Source organism: Chengkuizengella axinellae (genome assembly GCF_030730905.1).
In the GTDB taxonomy this organism is placed as follows: domain Bacteria; phylum Bacillota; class Bacilli; order Paenibacillales; family KCTC-33759; genus Chengkuizengella; species Chengkuizengella axinellae.
Genome location: NZ_JAVAMP010000001.1, coordinates 31,482 through 52,843 on the forward strand (window position 1 = coordinate 31,482; position 21,362 = coordinate 52,843).

A 21,362-nucleotide genomic window follows, 5' to 3' on the forward strand; every position below is an offset into this window, starting at 1 on the left:
AGTCTTATACCCTTTTTATTTTAATCTTCTGCTTTTCAATTCACAATCCTCTCAACTACCTAATTTTTTTAAAAAAAGTAGTACTTAGGTTCTTAATAATTGAATAAGGGGTAATGCGTATGTATATTGAGCAGTTGTCATTAGCAAGACAGCTTGATTTAGTGTTTAATGAAATTCAAGAGGAATTATCCAGCCTGTCTTCAGGGATTGTATTTTTACATATACGTAATAATACAATTGGTAAATTTGGTGTCATTCATGATCCAATACAAGGGTGTGAATCTAAAGATCTCTCATTTCATCAAGGGTTAACAAGTAAACAAATTTATGCTTTTAAGAAAATGGCGATCCATTCTTTAAAGTATAAAAGTCATTGGACTCACGGTCAGATTTCCTTTGAATTTGCTCTCAAAAACAAAAAATTGGCAACAAGTGTACAATTCGAGTCAAATTACAATATGGCTAATTTGTTGAGCAGGTCTAATGAGAATATCTCTTCTCGGTGCTGATAATGGTTTGCAGATTGTGATATCACCATTCTGTTATAATCATATTTAACATGACGGTTATTTTGAAAGGGTGGATTCACTATGAAGTTAACTTACAACCATTTGTCGTTAAATAAGGAATTGCAAATTGTACAGGCAGATGTATACATGGAAATAGATGGTGATATCATCATTGATGAACCTTTATGTATAGATGTTGGACTACCTGCATTGATTTTGAGTACGTTGGAAGATACTCTACCAAACCGATTTGCTTCAGCAAATGAGTGGGAGAAAACACCTTTTTTCGTTTGTGGTTGTGGTGATCCAGACTGTAGAGGATTTTCCTTTGTAGTACAACACATCAATTCTAAAATGATTCATTATATTGAAGTTGAAGAATCAGAAGGTGAGGAACATAAGGAGATGGACGAATATTTTATTGATTTGCGACAATATCAAAATATCGTTTACAGAATAGGTACTCAGTTTTTAGATTTTATTCGTGATTTGGATTATTCTCCTTATTTTAAAGATACGATGCCAGTAATACAGGAATTGATGATGAAATTGAAGAAAGAAATAATTGACAACGAATAAGAGATGTGTATAATAAAATAAATCATAAGTTTAGAAGCAATGATAGGAAAAGTAAGAAATCATATTTGTTGTTCAGAGAGCCGATGGTTGCTGCAAATCGGTACAATGTGTTTTCTGAAATGGGTCCTTGAGCTTAAGGTCGAAAAAAGTTTTTCAAGTAGACTGCACGGAATTCCCCGTTATCGGATACTAAGGTTTCTTTACGCAAATGCGAATTCATGTTTTTTTAAAGAAATAAATTAGGGTGGCACCACGGTCTTTCGTCCCTTTCGACGAAAGGCCTTTTTTGCGTTATTAAAAAACAAATTTGGAGGTAAAATGATGAAAAGAGTATTGTCTGGTATTCAATCAAGTGGAAAGTTAACAATTGGAAATTATATCGGGGCTTTGCAAAACTATGTGAAGTTGCAAGAAACACATGAATGTTTTTTTTCTATCGTTGATTTGCATGCCATTACCGTCCCGCAAAACCCAGAAGATCTGAAAGAACAAACAGAATCGGTAGCTGCATTGTACTTTGCTGCAGGTGTAGATCCGAATAAATCCAGTGTGTTTGTTCAATCTCACGTTCCAGCACATGCTGAATTAGGTTGGATTATGACTACATTAGCTTATATGGGCGAATTTGAACGAATGACCCAATTTAAAGATAAGTCTGGAAAGCAAGAATCAGTCGGTGTAGGTCTGTTCACATATCCTGGTTTAATGGCCGCTGATATTTTATTGTACAATGCCGATCTAGTGCCTGTTGGTGACGATCAGAAACAGCATCTTGAACTTACTAGAGATTTAGCCAATCGTTTCAATCAAAGATATGGGGAGTACCTGAAGGTACCAGAACCGTATATTCCTGAAGTTGGTGCTAGAATCATGTCTTTAGATGATGGATCTAACAAAATGAGTAAAAGCAGCCCAAATCCAAATAGCTTCATTGCAATGTTGGATGAACCTGATGTATTACGTAAAAAAATAAAAAGAGCAACGACGGATTCTGGAAGAGAAGTTTTGTTTGATCCGGTTAATAAACCAGAAGTCAGTAATTTAATGACGATATATTCTTATTGTTCAGCTTTGAGTATTAAAGAGATAGAGCAGCAATACGAAGGGCAGGGATATGGTCCATTTAAAAAGGACTTGGCAGAGCATGTCGTAGCTACTTTTGAACCTATACAGCAGCGTTACAAGGAAATTCGAGCTTCAGGAGAATTACACAAGTATTTACAGCAAGGGGCTGAAAGAGCTGCTGAGGTTGCTAACGAAACTTTGAAGGAGATTAAACAAAGAATGGGTTTTTTGATGCCTCTAAAATAATAACAAAAACTCAAATAATTCTTATTCTTTTTTTCTTGTTTTAGCTTTTACCATAAAACCAATTCCAACTGTGAAGAAAGATAAGAAAATAAATAACAATGCTAATAGAGGTTGCTGATAGCTTAAAGAAACACCTGTTAAAACTAAGAAAAGTACACCAATAACAGAAAACAAAAGTGCAGATTTTTTACTCATAATATGACTCACCTTTCATGATATGAAAATAGGATGAATAGTTTTTTTCAAATGTTAACATAATAGTCATACAAGCAGCTTGTAAAAACAACATAGATTGAAAGGAGTGCTCATCAATGTCAAGATCTCGAAGCAGTAATCAACTAGTAGTACCTCAATCTACTCAAGCATTAAATCAATTAAAATATGAAGTAGCACAGGAGTTGGGGATTCAAATCCCTCAAGACGGGTACTATGGCAATATGGCTACACGTGATACTGGTACAATTGGTGGATACATGACCCGTCATTTAGTACAAATTGCAGAGCAAACATTAGCAGGTAGACAACCTTAATAGTAAATTAAAAGTGAAAAAAGCTCAAGGTAAATTACCTTGAGCTTTTCTTATATATTTAGAATTTATAAAGAGAATGTTGCTATCAGTGGGAGTTTTTATATCTCCCGCTGAAAGTTAACTTCATGATTGGCAAGTCACTGACGTAGACAGAAAGTCAAGCTGTCAATTCATGTATGTGTTAGATTATATCCCCGTTTCGTTCACGCCAAGACGTTTTTCAAGCTTCTCATCATTTATCCATCCTACATAAGATTTAATCGTTTTATACTCTTTATTCATTAATATAACACCTACGAATGGGTACTGTTTACGATGTCTAAATCGTACATCAAACCAACGTATCTCATAACCCCAATCGTGCTGTCTTAGGTCTGAACATGCATGTTCAGAAGAGAAATACAAGAATGCTGCGATGTCTGAATTTTGTTTTGAGGCTTCAATAGCAGGGTGTGATTTACATTTCACCTCATCAATCCATTCAATTTGGTGATCCTTTTTTAGTTCTCCTTGAAAATGTACCCCAACTGTATTTTCTTTTACGATCTTCCAATCAGAAAGACGGATGGTTGGGATAAGGATATATGAGTCTCCCTTTTGATAAGTTGCATCCTTTTTAAATAGGTTCTTTTGTAAGAAATAATGTATTAATGTTCGCCAAATATAATATATTACTAAACAACCATATAAGATTGGAAATAGTAAAGAAGCATTGACAATTTGAAAGGCCCAAAGAACAAGAGCAAAGACATGTGAAAAAAATATAATGGGATCAAAAATGTGGATAATATTCCAAGAAATCCATTTATCTGAAAGTGGTCTTAGTGCTTGAGTTCCATAAGTATTGAATAAATCTGAAAAAACATGTACACAAACGGCAAGGAATACCCAAAACATTACATTGAGAACAGGAATGTTCTGAAATATGAGAAATAAAAGTCCAGTAATCAAAAAACTCCAAATGAAAAGTGCTGGGAGTGAGTGGGATAATCCTCTATGATTTTTAATATATGCTGCATTTCCTTTAAGCCTAAATAACCCATCAGAATCTGGGGCTTGTGAACCTAATGCAGTTCCTACTAACACAGCTGTAAACACCTTTGGATCAGCTGCAACAACAGGATCAACCGTAGCCATTCCAGCTAATCCAAGACCTACCACAAAATGTGTACCAGAATCCAATGTGGTTCCCTCCAATAAATGAAATTATATATTTAGCTTGTTCTGCTTAGGAAAAGTTATACTATCAATTAAAAAAACTGTTCGGCAATTTAAAGTCTTAAATTATAATAAAAGACCCATTCATCAAATGTGATGATTTGGGTCCTTTTTTTTTTTTTAAAATTTCTTAAGATTGTGCTCCAAATGGTGGTATATAGTTTAATTCTTCATCAAATGTAATATAATCTAGATTTACCATTAACAGCAAATACCTTTTCCCTGTATCAGTATCACTAATTACGATGTGGTCTCTTCCGGCTGCTTCAAGCACACCTTTAAACACTTTTGCATTCCATTCGGTATTGTTTTCATATGTCATATAAATGGTCGCTTCTTTTCCTAAATTCAGTCTTAATATGTTTTCGATATATGAAACTTCCATCGGCAACTGCCCAGGTGGAGTTAATTCAGGCATTGCTGGCGTTGCACTGCCAAGTACCGAACCGCTAGGTGCATAGGGGCTTGCATAAGGACTTGCATAAGGACTTGGTTTTGCCATAGATGCAGGACTTACCATTGGATTTTCGTAAGGTTGACCCATTGCTTTTCCATAAGGTTGAGCCATTACGTTTGAATAAGGTTGGGCCATCACATTAGAGTAGGGCTGAGCCATTACATTAGAGTAGGGTTGAGCCATTGTATTCATAGCATTTGCATAAGTTTGGGCATTGGCCACCCCATAATTTGGATTTGCACTCATTGAGTATACCTCCTTGAATATAATTTTTTTGAATAATATACATTAGAACACGCTTGGACAAGCGCTTTGTACTGGTGAGAAAAAGCAATGTGCTTTATATCTCCCTGAATTGTATTGATTAAACCATTGGGTTGGACAAGCTCCTTCTGGTCTAAAAAACCATAATGAATTTGTTGCAGGATGGAATCTTTCACCATTGATCACTCTTCTTGCTAATCGGATTTCTCTATCCCTTGCTCTTTGATAAAAATATCCTTTTTGTGTAGCTTCAAAACCTCCTGGACTTTGATAAACCATATTTGGTATGGAACGAATATTTTTAAAATCCAGACAATCTGCCCTTACCCTGTTGACACCAACATTTCCTACCATTAACATCCCAAGTTCCCCTTCACCTTCTGCTTCTGCTCTCAACAATCTTGCTAATAATTCTACATCTCCACTATTTACTTTTATGACTGCCATTTGATCTTGTCACATCCTTTCAATAGGGAATATATAAAGTCATATAATGAATGAATTATTTATACAAAACAATACATTAATATAGTTATGGGACACTGCTTGACTAAATGACAAAAAAATTTAAGTCTAAAATATGAATAAACTTCGATTTTGTTGTCAAATGTACTACAGACTGATATGATTATAAATATGTTTTTTAAGGTGGTATAGGAATGGTTAACTTTCCATCCTTATTAGGCTCAAGACTTCACAAAAGTAATAGATGACTAAGGTAGCATTACTTCCATGTGGTGTGAATTTAAACTAGCTTATAGGGGAGTACGTGCAAGTATATACTTTTGTGGGTTATTTTACGCTCTAAGGAGGATTTTTGATAGGTGGGCAAACAGTTAGATGTTCAAGTGATGAATGATTCAATATCTGATGCTAGTGAAATAGAAAAAGCTTCTTGGAGAGATTTTATCCAGTTAACAAAACCAGGAATTATAAGATCAAATTTAATTGCAGCATTTGGAGGTTTTATGTTAGCCTCTAAGTGGGATATTGATTGGTTCATATTTGTTTATATGATGATTGGAACAGCATTGATTATGGCATCTGGATGTGTATTAAACAACTTTTTGGATCGGGAAATGGATCAGAAGATGGAAAGAACAAAAGAACGTTCATTGCCATCCGGCAGAATTCATCCTAAAGTTGTTTTTTGGTATGGGATTACATTAGGAATCATTGGACTGATTTTCCTATATTTTTTAGTTAATCCTCTTTCAGCATTATTAGGATTTATTGGATTTTTTGTTTATGTATTTGTTTACACAATGTGGCTGAAAAGGAATTCTACATGGAGTACATCCATTGGTGGGATTTCAGGGGCAATGCCCCCAGTTCTTGGATATTGTGCTGTAACGAATGAGATAGATGCAGGAGCTTGGCTATTGTTTGCTCTATTATTTTTGTGGCAGCCTCCACATTTCTGGGCATTAGGGATTCGCAGGAAAGAAGAGTATCGTGCAGCAGGATTTCCTTTATTACCTGTAGTAAAAGGTGTAAAAAGAACAAAAATTCAAATGATTCCATATGTATTGCTTTTATTTCCTGTAAATATCATGTTGTATCAATATGATTATGTGGGTTGGATTTATTTGATTATCTCAACTTTATTTACTGCAGTATGGTTAGTTTATTGTTTAGCAGGATTTGTTACTAAAGATGATGAAAAGTGGGCAAGAAAAACGTTTTTGTTTTCTATCAATTACTTAATGGTTATTTTTTTAGTTATGATTATAAATACAGCAAGTTAGGTGAATGAATATGAATAAAAAATGGCTACAAATTACTTACTTTAGTGTAATGGGAATTCTAATTATAGGGATGTCGATTTATTTAATATCCAATTTACTTCCTGAATCAGAGTCAGAAGTGAGTTTTATAACGGAAGAAAACACTCAAAAAGCACCAGAGTTTGAATTGGAAAATATTGATGGCAACAAGGTAGCTCTAGAAGAAACAGATGGAAAAGTACGATTAGCTTATTTTTATTTTTCAACCTGCGTAGATGTTTGTCCGCCTACTACTTATATATTATCTCAAGTTCAGGATCGTTTAAAAGAGGAAGGGAAGTTTGGCAATGATACAGCTATTTTTTCTATTACCTTTGACCCTGAAAGAGATACTCGTGAAAGATTAATTGAATTCTCAAATGGATATAATCCAGATTTGTCTGGTTGGTATTTTCTTAGAGGTGAGGAGCAGTATTCAAGAGATCTTGCTAAACAATATGGTGTAAGTGTAATGGAATTAGAGGGTGGAGATTTCGGGCATACGAACTTTTTCACATTAATTGATAAAGACGGAAACATTAAAAAATACTTATTTATTGATGATGAGTTGACTGTTGAAGAGAATGTTGAGAATGTAGTAAAACATGTGGAAGCATTATTATAATTTATGAAGTAAAAACCAGCGCTTAATATCTTTTAAGTGCTGGTTTTTTTCTGTTACTTTAGAAGGACTCAATGACATCGTTGGGTCACTGATAAGAGATTATCTTACTTTACTTCAGTATGTAGTCGTCTAATTCTGCTTTTTCAAGCTGGGATAAAATATGTTCATCTGGGGTTCCTTCAACCCCGGCATATCCTTTTTTCGTATATAAATGTTCCGCATCGGGAAAAACATCTGCTAATATTTTTCTGATTTTTTTACCTGCAGAGTCGTTGTCAGTAAAAATAATTACCTGTTTCTGATCTATCTGATGAATTAAAGCCTCTAATCTTTGTGAGTTTAATGTACCGTTAGTACATAAAATCTCAATTTCATCAGTAATAAATTTCCGCAAATGAATTCGATCATTATGACCTTCTACAATGATAACTGCATCCAATAGACTATCCTCCTATACAGGCAATTATATTATGGGCTTAAGAAAATAAAGGGCCCCGCAAAAGTATTAGGCCGAGAATAACCTGCCACATCCTATGGCAATTCCGGAACCAGTTCCTCCATGAACTGGGTCTCTAAAGAAGCTTCTTCACTTTTGTGGGTAAATGCTTACTTGTTGTTCGCTCCAAGTCCATAATCTTTTGGAAAGGTCACCATCTAAGGCAGCTTTTGAAACGAGAGATATTTTCTTTTTATAAAAATATTCACCTGTGATATGTCTAACTTCATCATTAGTTGCAAGATAAATAGCAGTGGATGCACCTTCTTCAGGTGACAAGAAAAATAGTTTCATTAGTTTCATAAAGCTTTTCCCAAAGCCTGTTTTACGGTTTACACCAATACTTGTTGCTACAGCCCCTGGGTGTAATGCATTTACAGTAATATTGGTATTTTTAAGTTTTCTTGATAGCTCTTTAGTAAATAATATATTAGCTAATTTAGACTGAGCATATCCTTTCATTAATCCGAACCTTTTTGTTAAAAAAGGGTCTTGAAAATGGATTTTGCCTACTTTATGAGCTCCAGAAGATACATTAATAATTCTTGCCTCTTCAGCATTTTTTAAAAGCGCTATAAGTAAATTTGTCAGTAAAAAATGACCTAGGTGATTTACCCCTAATTGCATTTCAAAACCATCACGAGTAACCTCTCTTTTTAAAGTCATTACACCAGCATTATTAATTAATATGTCTAGATGATTATATTTTTCCTTAAACTGATTAATAAATGAGTGAATACTTTCGAGTGATCCAAGGTCACATATCATCATTTTAATGTTTGTAGATCCGCTTTGTTCAATTGCAGTTTTGAGAGCCTCTTCACCACGTTGTTTGTTCCTGCACATCATAATGACAGTTGCACCTTTTTTAGCGATTTCAATCGTAGTTGCCAATCCCATACCAGCATTAGCACCGGTAATAAGTACGATTTTTCCATTCATTTTTTTTCCCCCTTGAATATAGATTTATTTACATTTAAGAATAAACGAATTTCATAAATAGTTAAATATTGAAAATTTCTACTAGTTATGTTTTCCTGCTTGTTAATATAGAAAAACGTTTAGGGTAAGGCAACATAGAAAGAGCGATGAATAAAAAGATAAAAGCAATGAAATAAGGTGATAATACGTCACGAATTTGACCAGCAATAACTGGGCCTATAAAAGCTCCTAATGACATAGCAATAGAAAGCACTGCAAAAATTCGACCATATTTCGAAGCACTGGACATATGTGTTAAATAGGTAGCCATGGCTGGATAAATGATTCCTTTTGCCATTCCTATGATAAATAAAGAGATGGTTAAGGGAAAAAGCTGATGTAAGGCCATATCAAAAAATATCATTGCTAATAACAAACATCCTGAAACAGTTCTTAAAAAGGGGGATATTCGATTTAAAAACAACAAGCTTAAAGTGCATAAAGCACCAAGACTAACAATAGAAAATAGAAGTCCAGAAGCCATAATGGAGTTTCTAGACAATGGAATTAAAGGTAATTCAAAAAATAATATGCCCTGAGAGCACGACAAAGCTAATGGAAGAATATAAAACAACCAGGGGATTTTATGATCGTCTATTGTAGTTAATGGCTGAGAATGTTTAGTCGTATTCTGAATATTGGTGGTTTTAATATTTTGTATTCCCCAAAAAGCCATAATTCCAGTAATGATCAGCACCCAACCTAAGAGAGAAAAGGCAACCGTATACCCAACCTTTGCTACCAATAAAGCACCTGCAGCTGGAGATACGATGGATGCTAACGTATGTACAAGTCCATTTCCAGCCATTAATTTACCCTGATGAATTTGATCTTTTGCAATCTTAGCCAACAATGAGAGACATGCTGGTGATAGGAAGGCAAGAATGAAACCACTGATAGAACGAATTGTTAACAGCTGCCAAGGATTAGTTACAGAGGATTGAATTACTAAAAGCACTCCAGCGATGATTAAACTAAAGATAATAAAATACTTGCTGCCATAACGATCTACACCATAACCTGCAAGTATATTTCCAGGGATGTGGGTTAATGAATACATCCCCATAATCAAACCGATAAAAGAAGGTGTAGCCCCTAGTGAAATGGCAAATGGAGACAAAATAGGGAATTGAGCATGTAAGTCAAAAAAAGCGATGAACATAAATAAATAGAGCCATATCGCTGTCTTCATCTAAACACCATCCATTCGTAGATACATAAGTTACTATACATATATAGCTTGTTATTACTTGTACGTTACTTTTATAAAAATATGCTTATTGTATGTTTGGAATCTTTTATTTCATGTTTGAACATGCGATACAGGGTCTTTTTTTGTATAATGGTTATAATAGTAACTAGTAGAGAAAGATAGGAGGGGTTAGATGGATATTGAGAGTTGGATACTGTTTGCTGAGGAAAAATGGTATATCATTCTAGCTGCCATCATTGTGTTGTTTATTGTAATAAAACTAGTAAAAACATTAATGAAATGGTTAATCGTAATAGCAGTTGTTGCGGTATTAATCTATTATGGCTCTAGTTACAGCGATACTCTAAGAACTGCAGGTGATCAAATTATAGATTTAATTACACAAGAGGATTTAGTAGACCTAGCCTTAGATGAAATAAAAGAGTATGTAATTAATGAAGCGATTGACGGTGAATTTATCATTAAAAATGATAATGTAACGATTCAGGGGGAAGAGGATTCAAAAGTATTAACGATTACATACGGTGGAGAGACTTATACTATAGAAATGAATGATGAAATAAAAAAATTGTTAGAGGATTCAAGATAAATCAGAAACTTGTTTATGTATGTTGGAGGGAATAACTTGCAAACTTTAATTGAAAACATCCAAAGCATAAATCTAATTACCTTGTTCTTAGTGATCATCTTTCTATATTCCTTTTTTCAAGGGATAAAAAAAGGGATGTCCAGGTCTGCATTTCAATTATCCCAAGCAGTTCAAGAAATAATGATCAACATCGTTGTTATTATAATCTCTTGGAAATTAACAAACTGGCTTTCTCCAATGTTGCAGACCTGGTTAGTTTCAATGTCAATTCAAATCCCCTCTGATGATTTGAACATGTTGCAAAAGGGCTATTACATCTTATTGTCTTCTATAAGAGATTTTACATTTATCCGCTTTATATTTATTTTTTTAATTGGATATTTTATTATTCAAGTTATGATGATGATCGTATTAGGTATAATACTGAAAATATTCGAGACGAAGAGATTGATAAATAAAAAGCAAAAAGAAAAAGAAATTCCGAAACTCATAAGTCATTTACTTGGAGGAGCTATTGGTGGAATTATGGGTTTTGGAAAAGTAGTTTTGGTTGTATTCATTTTGTTTATATATGTTACTTTGTTTCCCCAAGCTCCTTATTCTTCTTATATTCAATCTTCTATTGTCTATCAAAATGGTACAGAGAAAGTACTGCAGCCATTAAGTCACAATTTTGTAGAGACTACTTTACCTGTAATAGCTAAAGAAGCAGAGGATGAATATAGAGAAGTTTTGCAAAGGAAATATGAAATTATAGACTACAATATTTCAGAAGATATAACTGAAGCCGCCCAAGTCATTGTAGAAGATAAAGAATCAGATGAAGAAAAAGCGAAGGCTTTATATGATTGGGTTGGTACAAGAGTTCAATATAATTGGGAAAAAGTAAAGCTTTATGAGGAAGATAATATTTGGTTGGAACAAACACCGGAAGATACATTTCGATCCAAACAAGGGGTTTGTATCGATTTTTCTCGTTTGTATGCTGTGATGGCAAGAGCCATTGAGTTAGATGTAAAGGTGGTTACTGGATTAGGTTCTGATGGTCGGGGAGGCATGGGACCTCATGCATGGAATGAAGTATATTTATCAGAATCGGGTGAGTGGATACCACTAGACACTACTTGGGTTTCATCTGGAGGAAATTGGTTTAATTCCAAAGATTTTTATGAAACACATATAAAGGATGCATAGAGATATATTTTCAATTATAATAAAGATGACTAAAAGATGATGGGAGACGGATATGAGCAGCTTGAATGATCCAAAAAAACGCGAATGGGCAAAGCGAAGAAACTTTGCTTTTCGATTGAATATATTTTTCTTTGCAGTTTTTATTGTTTTCTCAGTATTAATTGTCAGACTAGCTTTTCTTCAGTTTGTGGAAGGAAGTGAGTTGAAGGAGTTAAAAAATACAAACTCAGAAGTTGTTAATCCAATTCCTCCGATACGTGGAAACATATATGATGTAAATGGGTATGCGATTGCCTATTCAACATCCAGTCAATCTCTGTATTACGAACTACCTAATAATCCAGATGAAGATGAAGTCATTGATTTAGCTCATAGATTAGCAGAAGTTTTTGAGCAGTATGGAGACAAGGAAAAATCAACTAAATCCGCTGCTGAAATCGTAAATGATATGGATGTTGGTTTTGATATTAATAAAGAAGAAAAAACAATTTTGAATTACAGTTCAAGTCCTAGAAGATTGAAAACAGATCTTACTAAGGAAGAAATTGCTTATATTTTAGAGCACAAAGAGGAATTTTCTGGGGTCTATGTAAGAGAGGAAAGTGTTCGTAAATATAGTGAAGATACAATCGCAGTTCAATTAACAGGTTATTTAAAAAAGTTTAATTCTGCGAGTAATTTAACTGGATATTTAGAGGGAAAGTATGGTAACCAAAATATAATAAAAGAATACTTAGATCAGGAATATGTAGGCTTTGATGGTCTAGAATTTATGTATCAGGAAACATTACGTGGAAAAAACGGGACGATGACCTATCCAGTTAATGCACTAGGAAGAATAATTGGAGATCCTGTTGTCCAACCTCCTATTAAAGGAAATAACTTATATTTAACCATTGATAAAGATGTACAGCTTGCGACAGAAGAAGGTATTCTTAAACATATTGAAGACTTGAGAACAGATCCTTATTATACTAGTTGGAACAAAAGCGGAGTGAATGCAACCACAGGTTATGCAGTTGCCATGGAGGTGGATACTGGAAAAGTAATTGCCATGGCTAGTATGCCTGATTACGATCCAAATATTTGGGAAGGGGGATTGTCTCAAAAAGACTATGAGGAAAACAAGATATATTTTACAAATGGAACAATTTCAACCTCCTATTCGAATTATGAAGATCCTGTTGAAAGAGGAAAACATCCAAGTTCAATCGTTCCACTAGGATCAACAATTAAACCGCTAACTATTTTAATTGGATTAAATGAAGGGTTAATTACTGCGAATACAACATACAGTGACACTGGAATTTTTTATTTCGGGAATGATAATTCATTTATTAGAAATGCACGTTCTAAAGCATTTGGAACCATAAATGCATTTTCAGCAATTGAAAATTCATCAAACACTTTCATGTCAGCCATGATAGGTGAGCCGTTATCAAAGCAAGGGCAAGAGGGACTTGATCTTTGGGATTCCTATATGAAACAATTTGGATTAGGTGTTTCAACAGAGAGTGGATTACCAAAGGAATTAACCGGAATTATTGAATATACGGATACACAACAAACAGGGAGTATATTATCTTCCTTAATCTTCTCTTCCTGGGGGCAGGGAGCACGATATACGACCTTACAATTAGGTCAATATGCTACAATGCTTGCGAATAAAGGCAGACGTCTACAGCCACAGTTTGTAGACAAAATAACAACCTATGAAGGTGAAACGATAGAAGAGTTTGAACCTAATGTGTTAAATGAAGTTGAATATTCAGACTCTTACTGGGAACTAGTTCACAGTGCGATGACACAGGTTAATAAAGCTGGTTTTGAAGACTTTCCATATGTTGTTGCAGCGAAAACAGGGACGTCTCAGCAATCAGTTGCTGGAAAAACTGTAGAAAATGCAGTGTTTGTTGCGTTTGCACCTGCTGAAGACCCTAAACTAGCGGTTGCGATTGTTGTTCCAGAAGGAGGTTATGGTTCCTTTGGGGCGGGTCCAATAGCTAGAAAGATATTTGATGCCTATTTTGGTTTCGAGAATGAAAATGATGAAGAAGCTGAAGCCGCTGTTGCTGAAGTTGAGGGTGAAGAGAATGACAATAATGCAGATGAAGATGAAACTACTGAAAACTAAAATGTACATTTGATCTGTCAAGTTTAAAAGGGCGAAATCATTGCGATTTCGTCTTTTTTGAAAATAAATGTTGCACAGGTTCAACTTTTTTGTGTATAATAAATTTATTAAATGGGGAATAAAGAATCACATTTCCATTTTTTGTGTATACAACTACAATTTTAAATTCAATCATATTTTTTTTAATATAAAGTTTCCCTAAGGCAAAATTTATACCTTGAACAAACATTTACATATTTCATAAAAAGGAGTTGATTTTATATGTCTAATGCGATTCATGTGGAAGATTTACACGTATCTTATCACGGGAATATAGCAGTTAAAGACGTTTCTTTTAAACTAGATGCAGGGAATTTATTAGGTGTTATAGGACCGAATGGAGCTGGCAAGTCAACGTTGATTAAAGCGATTTTACAGCTGATTCCAAAAGATAATGGGCAAATTATGTTTTATGATAAAACGGTAAAAGAAATTCGTAAACAAGTCGCTTATGTACCTCAACGAAATGATATAGATTGGGATTTCCCAATTACCGTATTAGAAACCGTGCTTCTTGGTACTTATCCTAAAATAGGTATGTTTAAAAGACCTAAAAAAAGTGATAAAGAGTGGGCTTATGAGTGTTTAAAGGAAGTAGGAATGGAGGAGTTTTATAAAAGACAAATTGGAGAGCTTTCAGGTGGCCAGCAGCAAAGAGTTTTTCTTGCTAGAGCTTTGGCACAAAAAGCTGAATTGTTTTTCTTAGATGAACCGTTTGTCGGTGTGGATTTAGGAAGTGAAGAAACAATTATTAACATTCTTAAACAGCTTAGCAGTCAAGGAAAAACAGTGACAGTAGTCCATCATGACTTAAGTAAAGCAGAAAGCTATTTTAACAAGTTACTGCTAATTAACAGAGAGTTGATTGGATTTGGTTCTGTACATGAAGTTTTTCGCCCTGAAATTATGGAAAAAGCATATAAGGGTCAGTTTGCTTTTATGAAGGAGATTGGAGTGAGTGTTTAATGTTTGGCGAAATTATAAATTATTTTAACTATGTGATGGAGTATGAATACATGCAAAGGGCATTCCTCACTTCTGTTATCGTAGGAATTATATGTGGTGCCATCGGCTGCTTTATTATTTTGCGGGGTATGGCTCTAATGGGAGATGCTATTTCACACGCTGTATTACCTGGTGTTGCATTGTCCTATGTGTTAGGTATTAATTTCTTTTTTGGGGCTGTAGTCTCTGGTGTATTAACAACGATTGGAATTGGTTACATCAGTCAGAATAGTAGAATCAAAAATGATATAGCCATTGGAATTATGTTTACCTTTGCTTTCTCGATCGGGATTATCTGGGTAACATTGTTGAAAAGCAGCACGGATTTGTATCATATTTTATTTGGAAATTTATTAGTTGTTAGAACTTCTGAATTATGGGCTACGTTTGGAATCGGAGTGTTTGTTTTAGTTATGATTTATTTGTTTTATAAAGAGCTTTTAGTAAGTTCATTTGATCCAACGATGTCAGCAGCCTATGGATTACCGAATAAAATGATTCATTACTTATTAATGATTTTACTTACGATGGTGACTGTGGCTTCTATACAAACAGTAGGAATTGTTCTTGTTGTAGCGATGTTAATTACACCTGCAGCAACAGCGTATTTACTTACAGATCGATTGTGGATCATGATTTATTTATCTTCAGGATTCGGTGCACTATCTTCCATCGTGGGACTATTTTTCAGCAACAGATTTGATTTGGATTCTGGAGCAACGATTGTACTCACAGCTACTTCAATGTTTATACTTGCATTTATTTTCTCTCCAAAACAAGGAGTGTTATGGAGAAGTATCAAATCGAAAAGTACCAAATCATTAGCTAGAGGTTAATCGTTTAAGGCCTCGTAAAAGTAAAACAAAAGTTCATTAGAAGCATGTCTAGCTTTTGCGGGTAAATTATATATACTTAGAGGTGATTTTGTTGAAAAAGTTTTTATTCATAAGTTCATTAATTCTGATTATTCTTATGGGGTTAGTTGGATGTAGTTCAGAAGAATCTGAGAGTGGATCTCAAGGAGATAAGCTACAGGTAGTCACTACGTATTCTATTTTATATGACATAGTTCAAAATGTAGGTGGAGATCAAGTTGAAGTTCACAGTATGGTTCCGATTGGTGCCAACCCTCATGAGTTTGACCCACTACCGTCTGATGTAGAAAAAACTACAGATGCCGATGCCGTATTTTATAATGGATTAAATCTAGAAGGTGGGAATTCTTGGTTTGAAAAATTACTTGAAACAACAGGCAAAGCTGGTGAAGATGCACCAGTCTTCCGATTAAGTGAAGGTGTAGAAGTGAAATATCTTACATCAGAAGGAAAAGAGAATGAGTCTGATCCGCATGCATGGTTAGATGTAAGAAATGGAATTATTTATGCAGAAAATGCTAGGGATGCATTGAAACAAGTAGATCCAGAGCATGCAGATATTTACGATGAAAATGCTGCGGCATATATTGCACAGTTAGAAGAGCTTCATCAGCAAGCTGTTGATCGTTTTAGTGAAATTCCAAAAGAAGAGCGATATTTAGTTACGAGTGAAGGTGCATTTAAATATTTTAGTGCAGCTTATGATTTTGATGCAGGATATATATGGGAAATTAATTCAGAGAATCAAGGTACACCTTCACAGGTCAGTTCCATTGTTGATTTAATTCGTGAAAAAGATGTATCTGTATTATTTTTAGAAACAAGTATTGATCCGAGATCAATGGAGACTGTGTCGAATGAAACAGGAGTTCCGATTTTTGGTAAAGTGTTTACAGATTCTATTGGAAAATCAGGTGAAGATGGAGATACTTACATCAAAATGATGGAATGGAATATTGATATGATTTATAATGGTGTAACTTCTAAGTAAGAAGAGATAAAGAAAACCATCTATGTTTGAAATTCATAGATGGTTTTTTGTTTGTTAGTAACCTGTTTCAATAAATGAATACAGTAAGAAGTAAGGAAGGGTGAAATAATTTCACCCTCCTTTTGTCATCTTCAGAGCTATATAATGGGAATAAAAGCTAATTTAATGGAAATTTGAAATGCAACTTGACCTGCAAAACACGGGGGTATGTTTGATGAAGCTAAAAAGATCTCTTTTAATTACATTATGTGCATGTGTTTTAGTTGGTGGTGTTACTTTTGTTGGAAGTAATATTTACTTTGATGATAGAAGTGAAGATGTTGATCCTATTAATATCAATAATACTGAAGATTACGAACGTCTTATTGATATCTCAGAAGTGACCGTTTAATCAAATAAATCTTATTAAAAGGAGTAAACAGTATGGAAATATTATTTTTTTTGTGGATTTTTCTAATTTTATTTTTTATATGTGCAATCATCATAGAAATTAGAATGACGGAGAAAATCAGAAGACGTTCTTTTAACAAATAAAGATTCATCATCAGATGAATTGTTGATTAAATAACGACATGTTTAATTTGTTTAGGTTCATCTACTATATAATCTGGCTCTCCTTGCTCTAGAAGCTCTTTTGCATCGAAGCCCCATGAAACAGAAATGATTTTTATTTTTGCCTTTTTACATGCTTCAATATCTCTTATTTCATCTCCAATGTAAATGACATTTTCTTTATCTGCATTAAAGTGGTTTAAATATTTATATATAAGTTTATGTTTTCCGAATAAATTAGTAGAACAAAACACTTTGCTGATATGATTAATATTGTGAATAGACAAGTATTCAGTTATGTTCTCCTCTGTGTTTGTTGATATAATCCCAAGCTGGTATCCAAATCTGTGTAATTCTTTTATCATTTCTGGTACACCTTCTACAGTAGGAATTTTTAAAATTCTTTGAGTATATTTTTTTCTAACTTCTGTTAGTAGGTGAGGTAGTTTCCACAATGGCACTTTCAGGTATTTACTTCGTTGGGGTATACTTAACGTGCTTATATATGGAATTTCATTCATTTCAACAATTTTGTATTTATTCTTTTTTGCAAGCTCATTGTAAATGTCTATAGTTAATCTTTTCGATTGTACGATAGTTCCATCAAAATCAAAGATAATATGTTTCAATTTTTTCTCCTCTCCTTACTTCTTGATATTATTTCCTCGGAAATTTCACTTTAGTTTATATTCATACTGACGAGATATTATTCTGATATTTTATTTGAAATAGATTATATCACAAAGTTGTGATTCGTCAGTACTTCCTGCACCAGCCTAATTTTCAGTGGGAGATAAAAAACTCCGACTGAAAGCAAGTTTCTCTTTATCAATTTATGGTATATTGGTATAAGGTGTTAATTATTATATAAAAAAAGTTCCATAAATGTGTGGAATGGATAATTGACCTCTTAAAATGATGCACTTCATGAAGATAGGGAAGCAGGTGCAGTCTAATGGAGAAAATAAGTATTTTATTAGTAGAAGATAGTTCTTTTTGGTTGGAGAATATATCTAAAGGGATATTAAATGAAACAGATTTTCATTTAATGGGTACCGCAACAACTAAAGAAGAAGCATTGGTTCTGGCTGTTGAGTATAATCCAGATATTATCATTTTGGATATAAATTTAACCGATAATAATCTAGATGGGATTGTTATCGCTCAAGAGCTATCAAATAAAAAAGAAGTAGATTCCAAGATTATTATTCTTTCTGGAATTATGGAAGAATACGTAATATTAGAGTCATTCGCAGCAAATAATGTTGTTAATTATTTATCTAAATATAGTGCTTTGGAAATTTATCAGGCGATACGTGATGCATACTATGGAACAGCCGGAATTCATTCTGATGTTGCTGAAATTCTAAGAAAAGCATATCGAAAAAATCGTACAGAGGTAAAACTATCACTTTTAACTCCTGCTGAACGAGAGCTGTATGAATTAAACGAGAGAGGGTTTACCAAAAATGAAATGGCTAATAAGCTGCATAAATCATTCGAAACTATTAAATCTCAGTTAAGAAGTATGAGAAATAAAATGAAGAATAGATAAATGATTGATATTTTCAAATTGAAAGGGAGCGATTTATCTGACTTTGATCGATTTTTTTGAATTCTCATTTTTTTCATTACTAGAGTACTTTGCTTTATTTTTCCTAATGTTTGCTATTTTCCGAATCCGTGTAATGAATTATTTACCCCAAACTATAATCACTTCTTTAATTCTTTTATATATATCCATTTCGATGCGTGAAGGTTTTGATTTAGAATTTATAGCTCCTGTTTCTCAAATGGTTATATTGTGTATATTCATGTGGCAGTTATTTAGGTTAAAGCTCATTCATGCAATTATTATATCGGTAGTAGGATATGTTGTATATGGTTTGTTGCAAACGATTTTATTTTTGTCGTATAAACCAGATATTTCTTTATTTTCAAATGAAGTATACCTTCTTCAAACTCTAACAGCTTTTATTGCATTTGTTATTTCATTTATATTGAAAAAGTATAATTTGGGATATTCATTTATTTTAAATGAAAGGGCGAGTAAAGAAGCTTCTACATTGAAAGTGGCTACAACACTCATTTTTTTATTGGGTTTTATAGTTGTTGGACCTATGTATTACTTTTTATATAATTCGTTAATATTTTTATATGCATTATTCTCTATATTAGTTGTAATTACCCTTTTTTTCATTGTAACGAAAAAATGGGAACAGGAATTTAAGCAGCAAGTATTAAATAAAACATTAAAAGCTATGGATACAGGAACATCAATCATTAATCATACTATAAAAAATGAAGTTGCCAAGATTAATGTATTAGTGAGTCAATTATCTGAACAAACAAAAGGTAACCTACATAATGAAAATGTAAAAAATACTATAAACCAAATATTGAAAAGCACAGAACATATGAATGAAATGACGGTGAGAATAAAAGAAAAAACAGAAGATGTGCAAATCATTATTTCAAAAATAGTGATACCTGATTTAATTGATGAAGTCATTTCTAGTTTACATACAGTGATAGAGGGAAAGCATATAAAGTTTAATATTATGAAAATGAATGACACTGTTGTTTATGGAGACCAGATTCATATTAAAGAAGTAATATGTAATATTATTAACAATTCAATTGAGGCTGTAAAAAAAGGTTCAGATCTTCAAATCAATATAGGAGTAAAAGAAGATAAAAAGTATATACATTTATTCATTAATGACAATGGAACTGGCATTCCAAAACAGATACAAAACAAAGTATTTGATCCATTTTATACTACAAAAAAATCATCTAATAATCATGGATTAGGACTAAGTTATGCATTCAATATTATGAAGAAACATGGTGGAGATTTGATTATAAATAGTGAAGTTGATCATGGTACAGAGGTTGTCATGAGGTTTCTTAAGAAAAATTCTAGTTCTAAAATCAAGGTGGATTTGAAGAAGGATAGGTTTTTTGATACCTGATATTTTTCTGAAATACATAGGAATGTGTGATGTAAAAAAACACTATTACATTGATTAAATAGTGTTTTTTTAGTTACATTTTTTACACTGATAAATATTATCCGCAAGTTTTTTTCTTGATTTTTTTAGCAAAAAGTACTAAAAATATCAACTTACATACATTATTGAAAATATATTACCTATGTTTTATTCTAAAAATATTGTAGAATTAACTCAGGTTTTGAAAAATATGAAACTAATTCACAGATGAGGAAAAAATGATAGAAAGAATTTCAACAAACATAGCTAGGAAAATAAATTACTATGATCCAACGTCAGATGTCGAAATTATGGAGTATGGTTTGAAAATAATTTTAAATCTTCTCTCTGTAGTTTTAATATGTTTTATAGTTGGGAGTTTGATAGATAAAGTAGGAGAAATATTTTTAGCTTTTTTTGCTTTTGCAATTTTGAGAATGTTCTCCGGAGGATTCCACTTTAAATCTTTAGATATTTGTGCTATTGTATCGGCTTGTATCTTTATATCCATCCCCATAGTTGTAATAAATAATCATGTGATTAATATGCTAAACATCGTTTCGTTAATCATTGTATTGTTTAGAGCACCAGTAAATATCCATTCAAATACTAAAATCTCTATGAATTCAATTCCATATTTCAAAATTATTTCAATCATTATAGTTGCTTTTAACTTATTAATAGGTTCTAGTGTAATAGCATTATCATTTTTTGTACAAGCCTTAACACTATTTACAAAAAGAATTCATTAATATTTGAAGCATCCATCCACTTTGTCAGGAGGTGAAATAACTTGAAGTTTAAAGTTGCTAGATATGCTAGTGTAGTATTAACATTTGTTACATTAATTTTTAGTCATATTCAAAAAGGGATATTAGGTGAACCAGAAATACCTAAAAAAATGTTAAAAAAATAATTTATCACGTTCTCATGCTGTAAGGCGCCTTTTTTCAAGGAGGAGATAAAGTTAGATCTCTTTATAACATAATTCATGTATGTATTATAAATTATACACAGGATTATTAAAGTGTAACTAATGAA

Annotated in this window: 25 protein-coding genes and 1 other annotated feature; of the genes, 17 read left to right on the plus strand and 8 right to left on the minus strand. The window is 33.0% G+C overall.

Going from position 1 to position 21,362, the window contains the following annotated elements:
* Positions 1 to 119 precede the first annotated feature (119 nt).
* The 3 genes from Q5Y73_RS00275 (at position 120) to trpS (ending at position 2,399) form a co-directional block, all read left to right on the plus strand.
* Complete coding sequence (locus tag Q5Y73_RS00275; RefSeq protein ID WP_305989850.1) at positions 120 to 509, plus strand: O-methyltransferase; 390 nt, start codon at positions 120 to 122, stop codon at positions 507 to 509.
* A gap of 81 nt (positions 510 to 590) precedes the next feature.
* The gene (locus Q5Y73_RS00280; protein ID WP_305989851.1) at positions 591 to 1,088 is read left to right on the plus strand and encodes a hypothetical protein; all 498 of its coding nucleotides are present in this window, start codon (positions 591 to 593) and stop codon (positions 1,086 to 1,088) included.
* 30 nt (positions 1,089 to 1,118) lie between these two features.
* Positions 1,119 to 1,359: a binding site (T-box leader), on the plus strand.
* Positions 1,360 to 1,409: 50 nt separating this feature from the next.
* Positions 1,410 to 2,399 carry a tryptophan--tRNA ligase gene (trpS, locus tag Q5Y73_RS00285; RefSeq protein WP_305989852.1) on the plus strand — a complete coding sequence of 330 codons (990 nt, stop codon included), beginning with the start codon at positions 1,410 to 1,412 and terminating at the stop codon, positions 2,397 to 2,399.
* Between the two features lie 21 nt (positions 2,400 to 2,420).
* On the opposite strand, the gene Q5Y73_RS00290 is transcribed toward trpS, so the two are convergent.
* A complete protein-coding gene (locus tag Q5Y73_RS00290) occupies positions 2,421 to 2,594 on the minus strand; it encodes a DUF5325 family protein (protein ID WP_305989853.1) in 174 nt (57 codons plus the stop codon).
* Between the two features lie 116 nt (positions 2,595 to 2,710).
* On the opposite strand from Q5Y73_RS00290, the gene Q5Y73_RS00295 reads away from it, so the two are divergent.
* On the plus strand, positions 2,711 to 2,929 hold the full coding sequence (locus Q5Y73_RS00295) for an alpha/beta-type small acid-soluble spore protein (protein WP_305989854.1): 219 nt from the start codon (positions 2,711 to 2,713) through the stop codon (positions 2,927 to 2,929).
* Between the two features lie 186 nt (positions 2,930 to 3,115).
* On the opposite strand, the gene Q5Y73_RS00300 is transcribed toward Q5Y73_RS00295, so the two are convergent.
* From Q5Y73_RS00300 to Q5Y73_RS00310, 3 genes are all read right to left on the minus strand, one after another.
* Entirely contained in the window at positions 3,116 to 4,111 is a 996-nt protein-coding gene (locus tag Q5Y73_RS00300) for a metal-dependent hydrolase (protein ID WP_305989855.1), read from the minus strand.
* 166 nt (positions 4,112 to 4,277) lie between these two features.
* A complete protein-coding gene (gene gerQ, locus Q5Y73_RS00305; RefSeq protein WP_371320150.1) occupies positions 4,278 to 4,739 on the minus strand; it encodes a spore coat protein GerQ in 462 nt (153 codons plus the stop codon).
* A gap of 153 nt (positions 4,740 to 4,892) precedes the next feature.
* The gene (locus tag Q5Y73_RS00310; protein ID WP_305989857.1) at positions 4,893 to 5,315 is read right to left on the minus strand and encodes a cell wall hydrolase; all 423 of its coding nucleotides are present in this window, start codon (positions 5,313 to 5,315) and stop codon (positions 4,893 to 4,895) included.
* Positions 5,316 to 5,692: 377 nt separating this feature from the next.
* Here Q5Y73_RS00310 and cyoE point away from each other — a divergent pair, with 377 nt between their 5' ends.
* Together cyoE and Q5Y73_RS00320 are read left to right on the plus strand one after the other, a co-directional pair.
* The gene (cyoE, locus tag Q5Y73_RS00315; RefSeq protein ID WP_371320116.1) at positions 5,693 to 6,616 is read left to right on the plus strand and encodes a heme o synthase; all 924 of its coding nucleotides are present in this window, start codon (positions 5,693 to 5,695) and stop codon (positions 6,614 to 6,616) included.
* Positions 6,617 to 6,626: 10 nt separating this feature from the next.
* Positions 6,627 to 7,259 (plus strand): SCO family protein, encoded by a 633-nt coding sequence (locus Q5Y73_RS00320; RefSeq protein ID WP_305989858.1) that lies wholly within the window; start codon positions 6,627 to 6,629, stop codon positions 7,257 to 7,259.
* A 109-nt stretch (positions 7,260 to 7,368) separates the two neighbouring features.
* On the opposite strand, the gene Q5Y73_RS00325 is transcribed toward Q5Y73_RS00320, so the two are convergent.
* The 3 genes from Q5Y73_RS00325 to Q5Y73_RS00335 all read right to left on the minus strand — a co-directional run bounded on the left by Q5Y73_RS00325 (position 7,369) and on the right by Q5Y73_RS00335 (position 9,928).
* Positions 7,369 to 7,698 carry a toprim domain-containing protein gene (locus Q5Y73_RS00325; protein WP_305989859.1) on the minus strand — a complete coding sequence of 110 codons (330 nt, stop codon included), beginning with the start codon at positions 7,696 to 7,698 and terminating at the stop codon, positions 7,369 to 7,371.
* Positions 7,699 to 7,845: 147 nt separating this feature from the next.
* Positions 7,846 to 8,697, minus strand: a complete 852-nt coding sequence (locus Q5Y73_RS00330) for an SDR family oxidoreductase (RefSeq protein WP_305989860.1) — start codon at positions 8,695 to 8,697, stop codon at positions 7,846 to 7,848.
* 85 nt (positions 8,698 to 8,782) lie between these two features.
* Complete coding sequence (locus Q5Y73_RS00335) at positions 8,783 to 9,928, minus strand: MFS transporter (protein WP_305989861.1); 1,146 nt, start codon at positions 9,926 to 9,928, stop codon at positions 8,783 to 8,785.
* Positions 9,929 to 10,121: 193 nt separating this feature from the next.
* Here Q5Y73_RS00335 and Q5Y73_RS00340 point away from each other — a divergent pair, with 193 nt between their 5' ends.
* From Q5Y73_RS00340 to Q5Y73_RS00370, 7 genes are all read left to right on the plus strand, one after another.
* Entirely contained in the window at positions 10,122 to 10,538 is a 417-nt protein-coding gene (locus Q5Y73_RS00340; RefSeq protein WP_305989862.1) for a hypothetical protein, read from the plus strand.
* Positions 10,539 to 10,574: 36 nt separating this feature from the next.
* Complete coding sequence (locus Q5Y73_RS00345; protein WP_305989863.1) at positions 10,575 to 11,732, plus strand: transglutaminase domain-containing protein; 1,158 nt, start codon at positions 10,575 to 10,577, stop codon at positions 11,730 to 11,732.
* Between the two features lie 52 nt (positions 11,733 to 11,784).
* The gene (locus tag Q5Y73_RS00350) at positions 11,785 to 13,866 is read left to right on the plus strand and encodes a peptidoglycan D,D-transpeptidase FtsI family protein (RefSeq protein ID WP_305989864.1); all 2,082 of its coding nucleotides are present in this window, start codon (positions 11,785 to 11,787) and stop codon (positions 13,864 to 13,866) included.
* A 261-nt stretch (positions 13,867 to 14,127) separates the two neighbouring features.
* Positions 14,128 to 14,871, plus strand: a complete 744-nt coding sequence (locus Q5Y73_RS00355) for a metal ABC transporter ATP-binding protein (protein WP_305989865.1) — start codon at positions 14,128 to 14,130, stop codon at positions 14,869 to 14,871.
* Positions 14,871 to 15,746, plus strand: coding sequence for a metal ABC transporter permease (locus Q5Y73_RS00360; protein WP_305989866.1), 876 nt, complete (start codon positions 14,871 to 14,873; stop codon positions 15,744 to 15,746). The genes Q5Y73_RS00355 and Q5Y73_RS00360 overlap by 1 nt, the downstream gene beginning before the upstream one ends.
* Positions 15,747 to 15,882: 136 nt before the next feature.
* The gene (locus tag Q5Y73_RS00365) at positions 15,883 to 16,776 is read left to right on the plus strand and encodes a metal ABC transporter substrate-binding protein (RefSeq protein ID WP_371320151.1); all 894 of its coding nucleotides are present in this window, start codon (positions 15,883 to 15,885) and stop codon (positions 16,774 to 16,776) included.
* A gap of 214 nt (positions 16,777 to 16,990) precedes the next feature.
* Positions 16,991 to 17,167 (plus strand): hypothetical protein, encoded by a 177-nt coding sequence (locus tag Q5Y73_RS00370; RefSeq protein ID WP_305989868.1) that lies wholly within the window; start codon positions 16,991 to 16,993, stop codon positions 17,165 to 17,167.
* A gap of 169 nt (positions 17,168 to 17,336) precedes the next feature.
* Here Q5Y73_RS00370 and Q5Y73_RS00375 read toward each other — a convergent pair whose 3' ends face one another.
* Positions 17,337 to 17,957, minus strand: coding sequence for an HAD-IA family hydrolase (locus Q5Y73_RS00375; protein ID WP_305989869.1), 621 nt, complete (start codon positions 17,955 to 17,957; stop codon positions 17,337 to 17,339).
* Between the two features lie 326 nt (positions 17,958 to 18,283).
* Here Q5Y73_RS00375 and Q5Y73_RS00380 point away from each other — a divergent pair, with 326 nt between their 5' ends.
* The 4 genes from Q5Y73_RS00380 to Q5Y73_RS00395 all read left to right on the plus strand — a co-directional run bounded on the left by Q5Y73_RS00380 (position 18,284) and on the right by Q5Y73_RS00395 (position 21,237).
* Positions 18,284 to 18,883, plus strand: coding sequence for a response regulator (locus Q5Y73_RS00380; RefSeq protein ID WP_305989870.1), 600 nt, complete (start codon positions 18,284 to 18,286; stop codon positions 18,881 to 18,883).
* 259 nt (positions 18,884 to 19,142) lie between these two features.
* Positions 19,143 to 20,303 carry an ATP-binding protein gene (locus Q5Y73_RS00385; RefSeq protein WP_305989871.1) on the plus strand — a complete coding sequence of 387 codons (1,161 nt, stop codon included), beginning with the start codon at positions 19,143 to 19,145 and terminating at the stop codon, positions 20,301 to 20,303.
* Positions 20,304 to 20,560: 257 nt separating this feature from the next.
* Positions 20,561 to 21,073 carry an accessory gene regulator B family protein gene (locus Q5Y73_RS00390; RefSeq protein ID WP_305989872.1) on the plus strand — a complete coding sequence of 171 codons (513 nt, stop codon included), beginning with the start codon at positions 20,561 to 20,563 and terminating at the stop codon, positions 21,071 to 21,073.
* Between the two features lie 41 nt (positions 21,074 to 21,114).
* The gene (locus tag Q5Y73_RS00395; protein WP_305989873.1) at positions 21,115 to 21,237 is read left to right on the plus strand and encodes a cyclic lactone autoinducer peptide; all 123 of its coding nucleotides are present in this window, start codon (positions 21,115 to 21,117) and stop codon (positions 21,235 to 21,237) included.
* Positions 21,238 to 21,362 lie beyond the last annotated feature (125 nt).

Bases quoted from the DNA above. Each gene is read 5' to 3' on its own strand.
- Q5Y73_RS00275 (WP_305989850.1), top strand. From the start codon at position 120: ATGTATATTGAGCAGTTGTCATTAGCAAGACAGCTTGATTTAGTGTTT.
- Q5Y73_RS00280 (WP_305989851.1), top strand. From the start codon at position 591: ATGAAGTTAACTTACAACCATTTGTCGTTAAATAAGGAATTGCAAATT.
- trpS (WP_305989852.1), top strand. From the start codon at position 1,410: ATGAAAAGAGTATTGTCTGGTATTCAATCAAGTGGAAAGTTAACAATT.
- Q5Y73_RS00290 (WP_305989853.1), bottom strand. From the start codon at position 2,594: ATGAGTAAAAAATCTGCACTTTTGTTTTCTGTTATTGGTGTACTTTTC.
- Q5Y73_RS00295 (WP_305989854.1), top strand. From the start codon at position 2,711: ATGTCAAGATCTCGAAGCAGTAATCAACTAGTAGTACCTCAATCTACT.
- gerQ (WP_371320150.1), bottom strand. From the start codon at position 4,739: ATGGCCCAACCTTATTCAAACGTAATGGCTCAACCTTATGGAAAAGCA.
- Q5Y73_RS00310 (WP_305989857.1), bottom strand. From the start codon at position 5,315: ATGGCAGTCATAAAAGTAAATAGTGGAGATGTAGAATTATTAGCAAGA.
- Q5Y73_RS00320 (WP_305989858.1), top strand. From the start codon at position 6,627: ATGAATAAAAAATGGCTACAAATTACTTACTTTAGTGTAATGGGAATT.
- Q5Y73_RS00330 (WP_305989860.1), bottom strand. From the start codon at position 8,697: ATGAATGGAAAAATCGTACTTATTACCGGTGCTAATGCTGGTATGGGA.
- Q5Y73_RS00335 (WP_305989861.1), bottom strand. From the start codon at position 9,928: ATGAAGACAGCGATATGGCTCTATTTATTTATGTTCATCGCTTTTTTT.
- Q5Y73_RS00340 (WP_305989862.1), top strand. From the start codon at position 10,122: ATGGATATTGAGAGTTGGATACTGTTTGCTGAGGAAAAATGGTATATC.
- Q5Y73_RS00350 (WP_305989864.1), top strand. From the start codon at position 11,785: ATGAGCAGCTTGAATGATCCAAAAAAACGCGAATGGGCAAAGCGAAGA.
- Q5Y73_RS00355 (WP_305989865.1), top strand. From the start codon at position 14,128: ATGTCTAATGCGATTCATGTGGAAGATTTACACGTATCTTATCACGGG.
- Q5Y73_RS00360 (WP_305989866.1), top strand. From the start codon at position 14,871: ATGTTTGGCGAAATTATAAATTATTTTAACTATGTGATGGAGTATGAA.
- Q5Y73_RS00365 (WP_371320151.1), top strand. From the start codon at position 15,883: ATGGGGTTAGTTGGATGTAGTTCAGAAGAATCTGAGAGTGGATCTCAA.
- Q5Y73_RS00370 (WP_305989868.1), top strand. From the start codon at position 16,991: ATGAAGCTAAAAAGATCTCTTTTAATTACATTATGTGCATGTGTTTTA.
- Q5Y73_RS00380 (WP_305989870.1), top strand. From the start codon at position 18,284: ATGGAGAAAATAAGTATTTTATTAGTAGAAGATAGTTCTTTTTGGTTG.
- Q5Y73_RS00385 (WP_305989871.1), top strand. From the start codon at position 19,143: ATGTGGCAGTTATTTAGGTTAAAGCTCATTCATGCAATTATTATATCG.
- Q5Y73_RS00390 (WP_305989872.1), top strand. From the start codon at position 20,561: ATGATAGAAAGAATTTCAACAAACATAGCTAGGAAAATAAATTACTAT.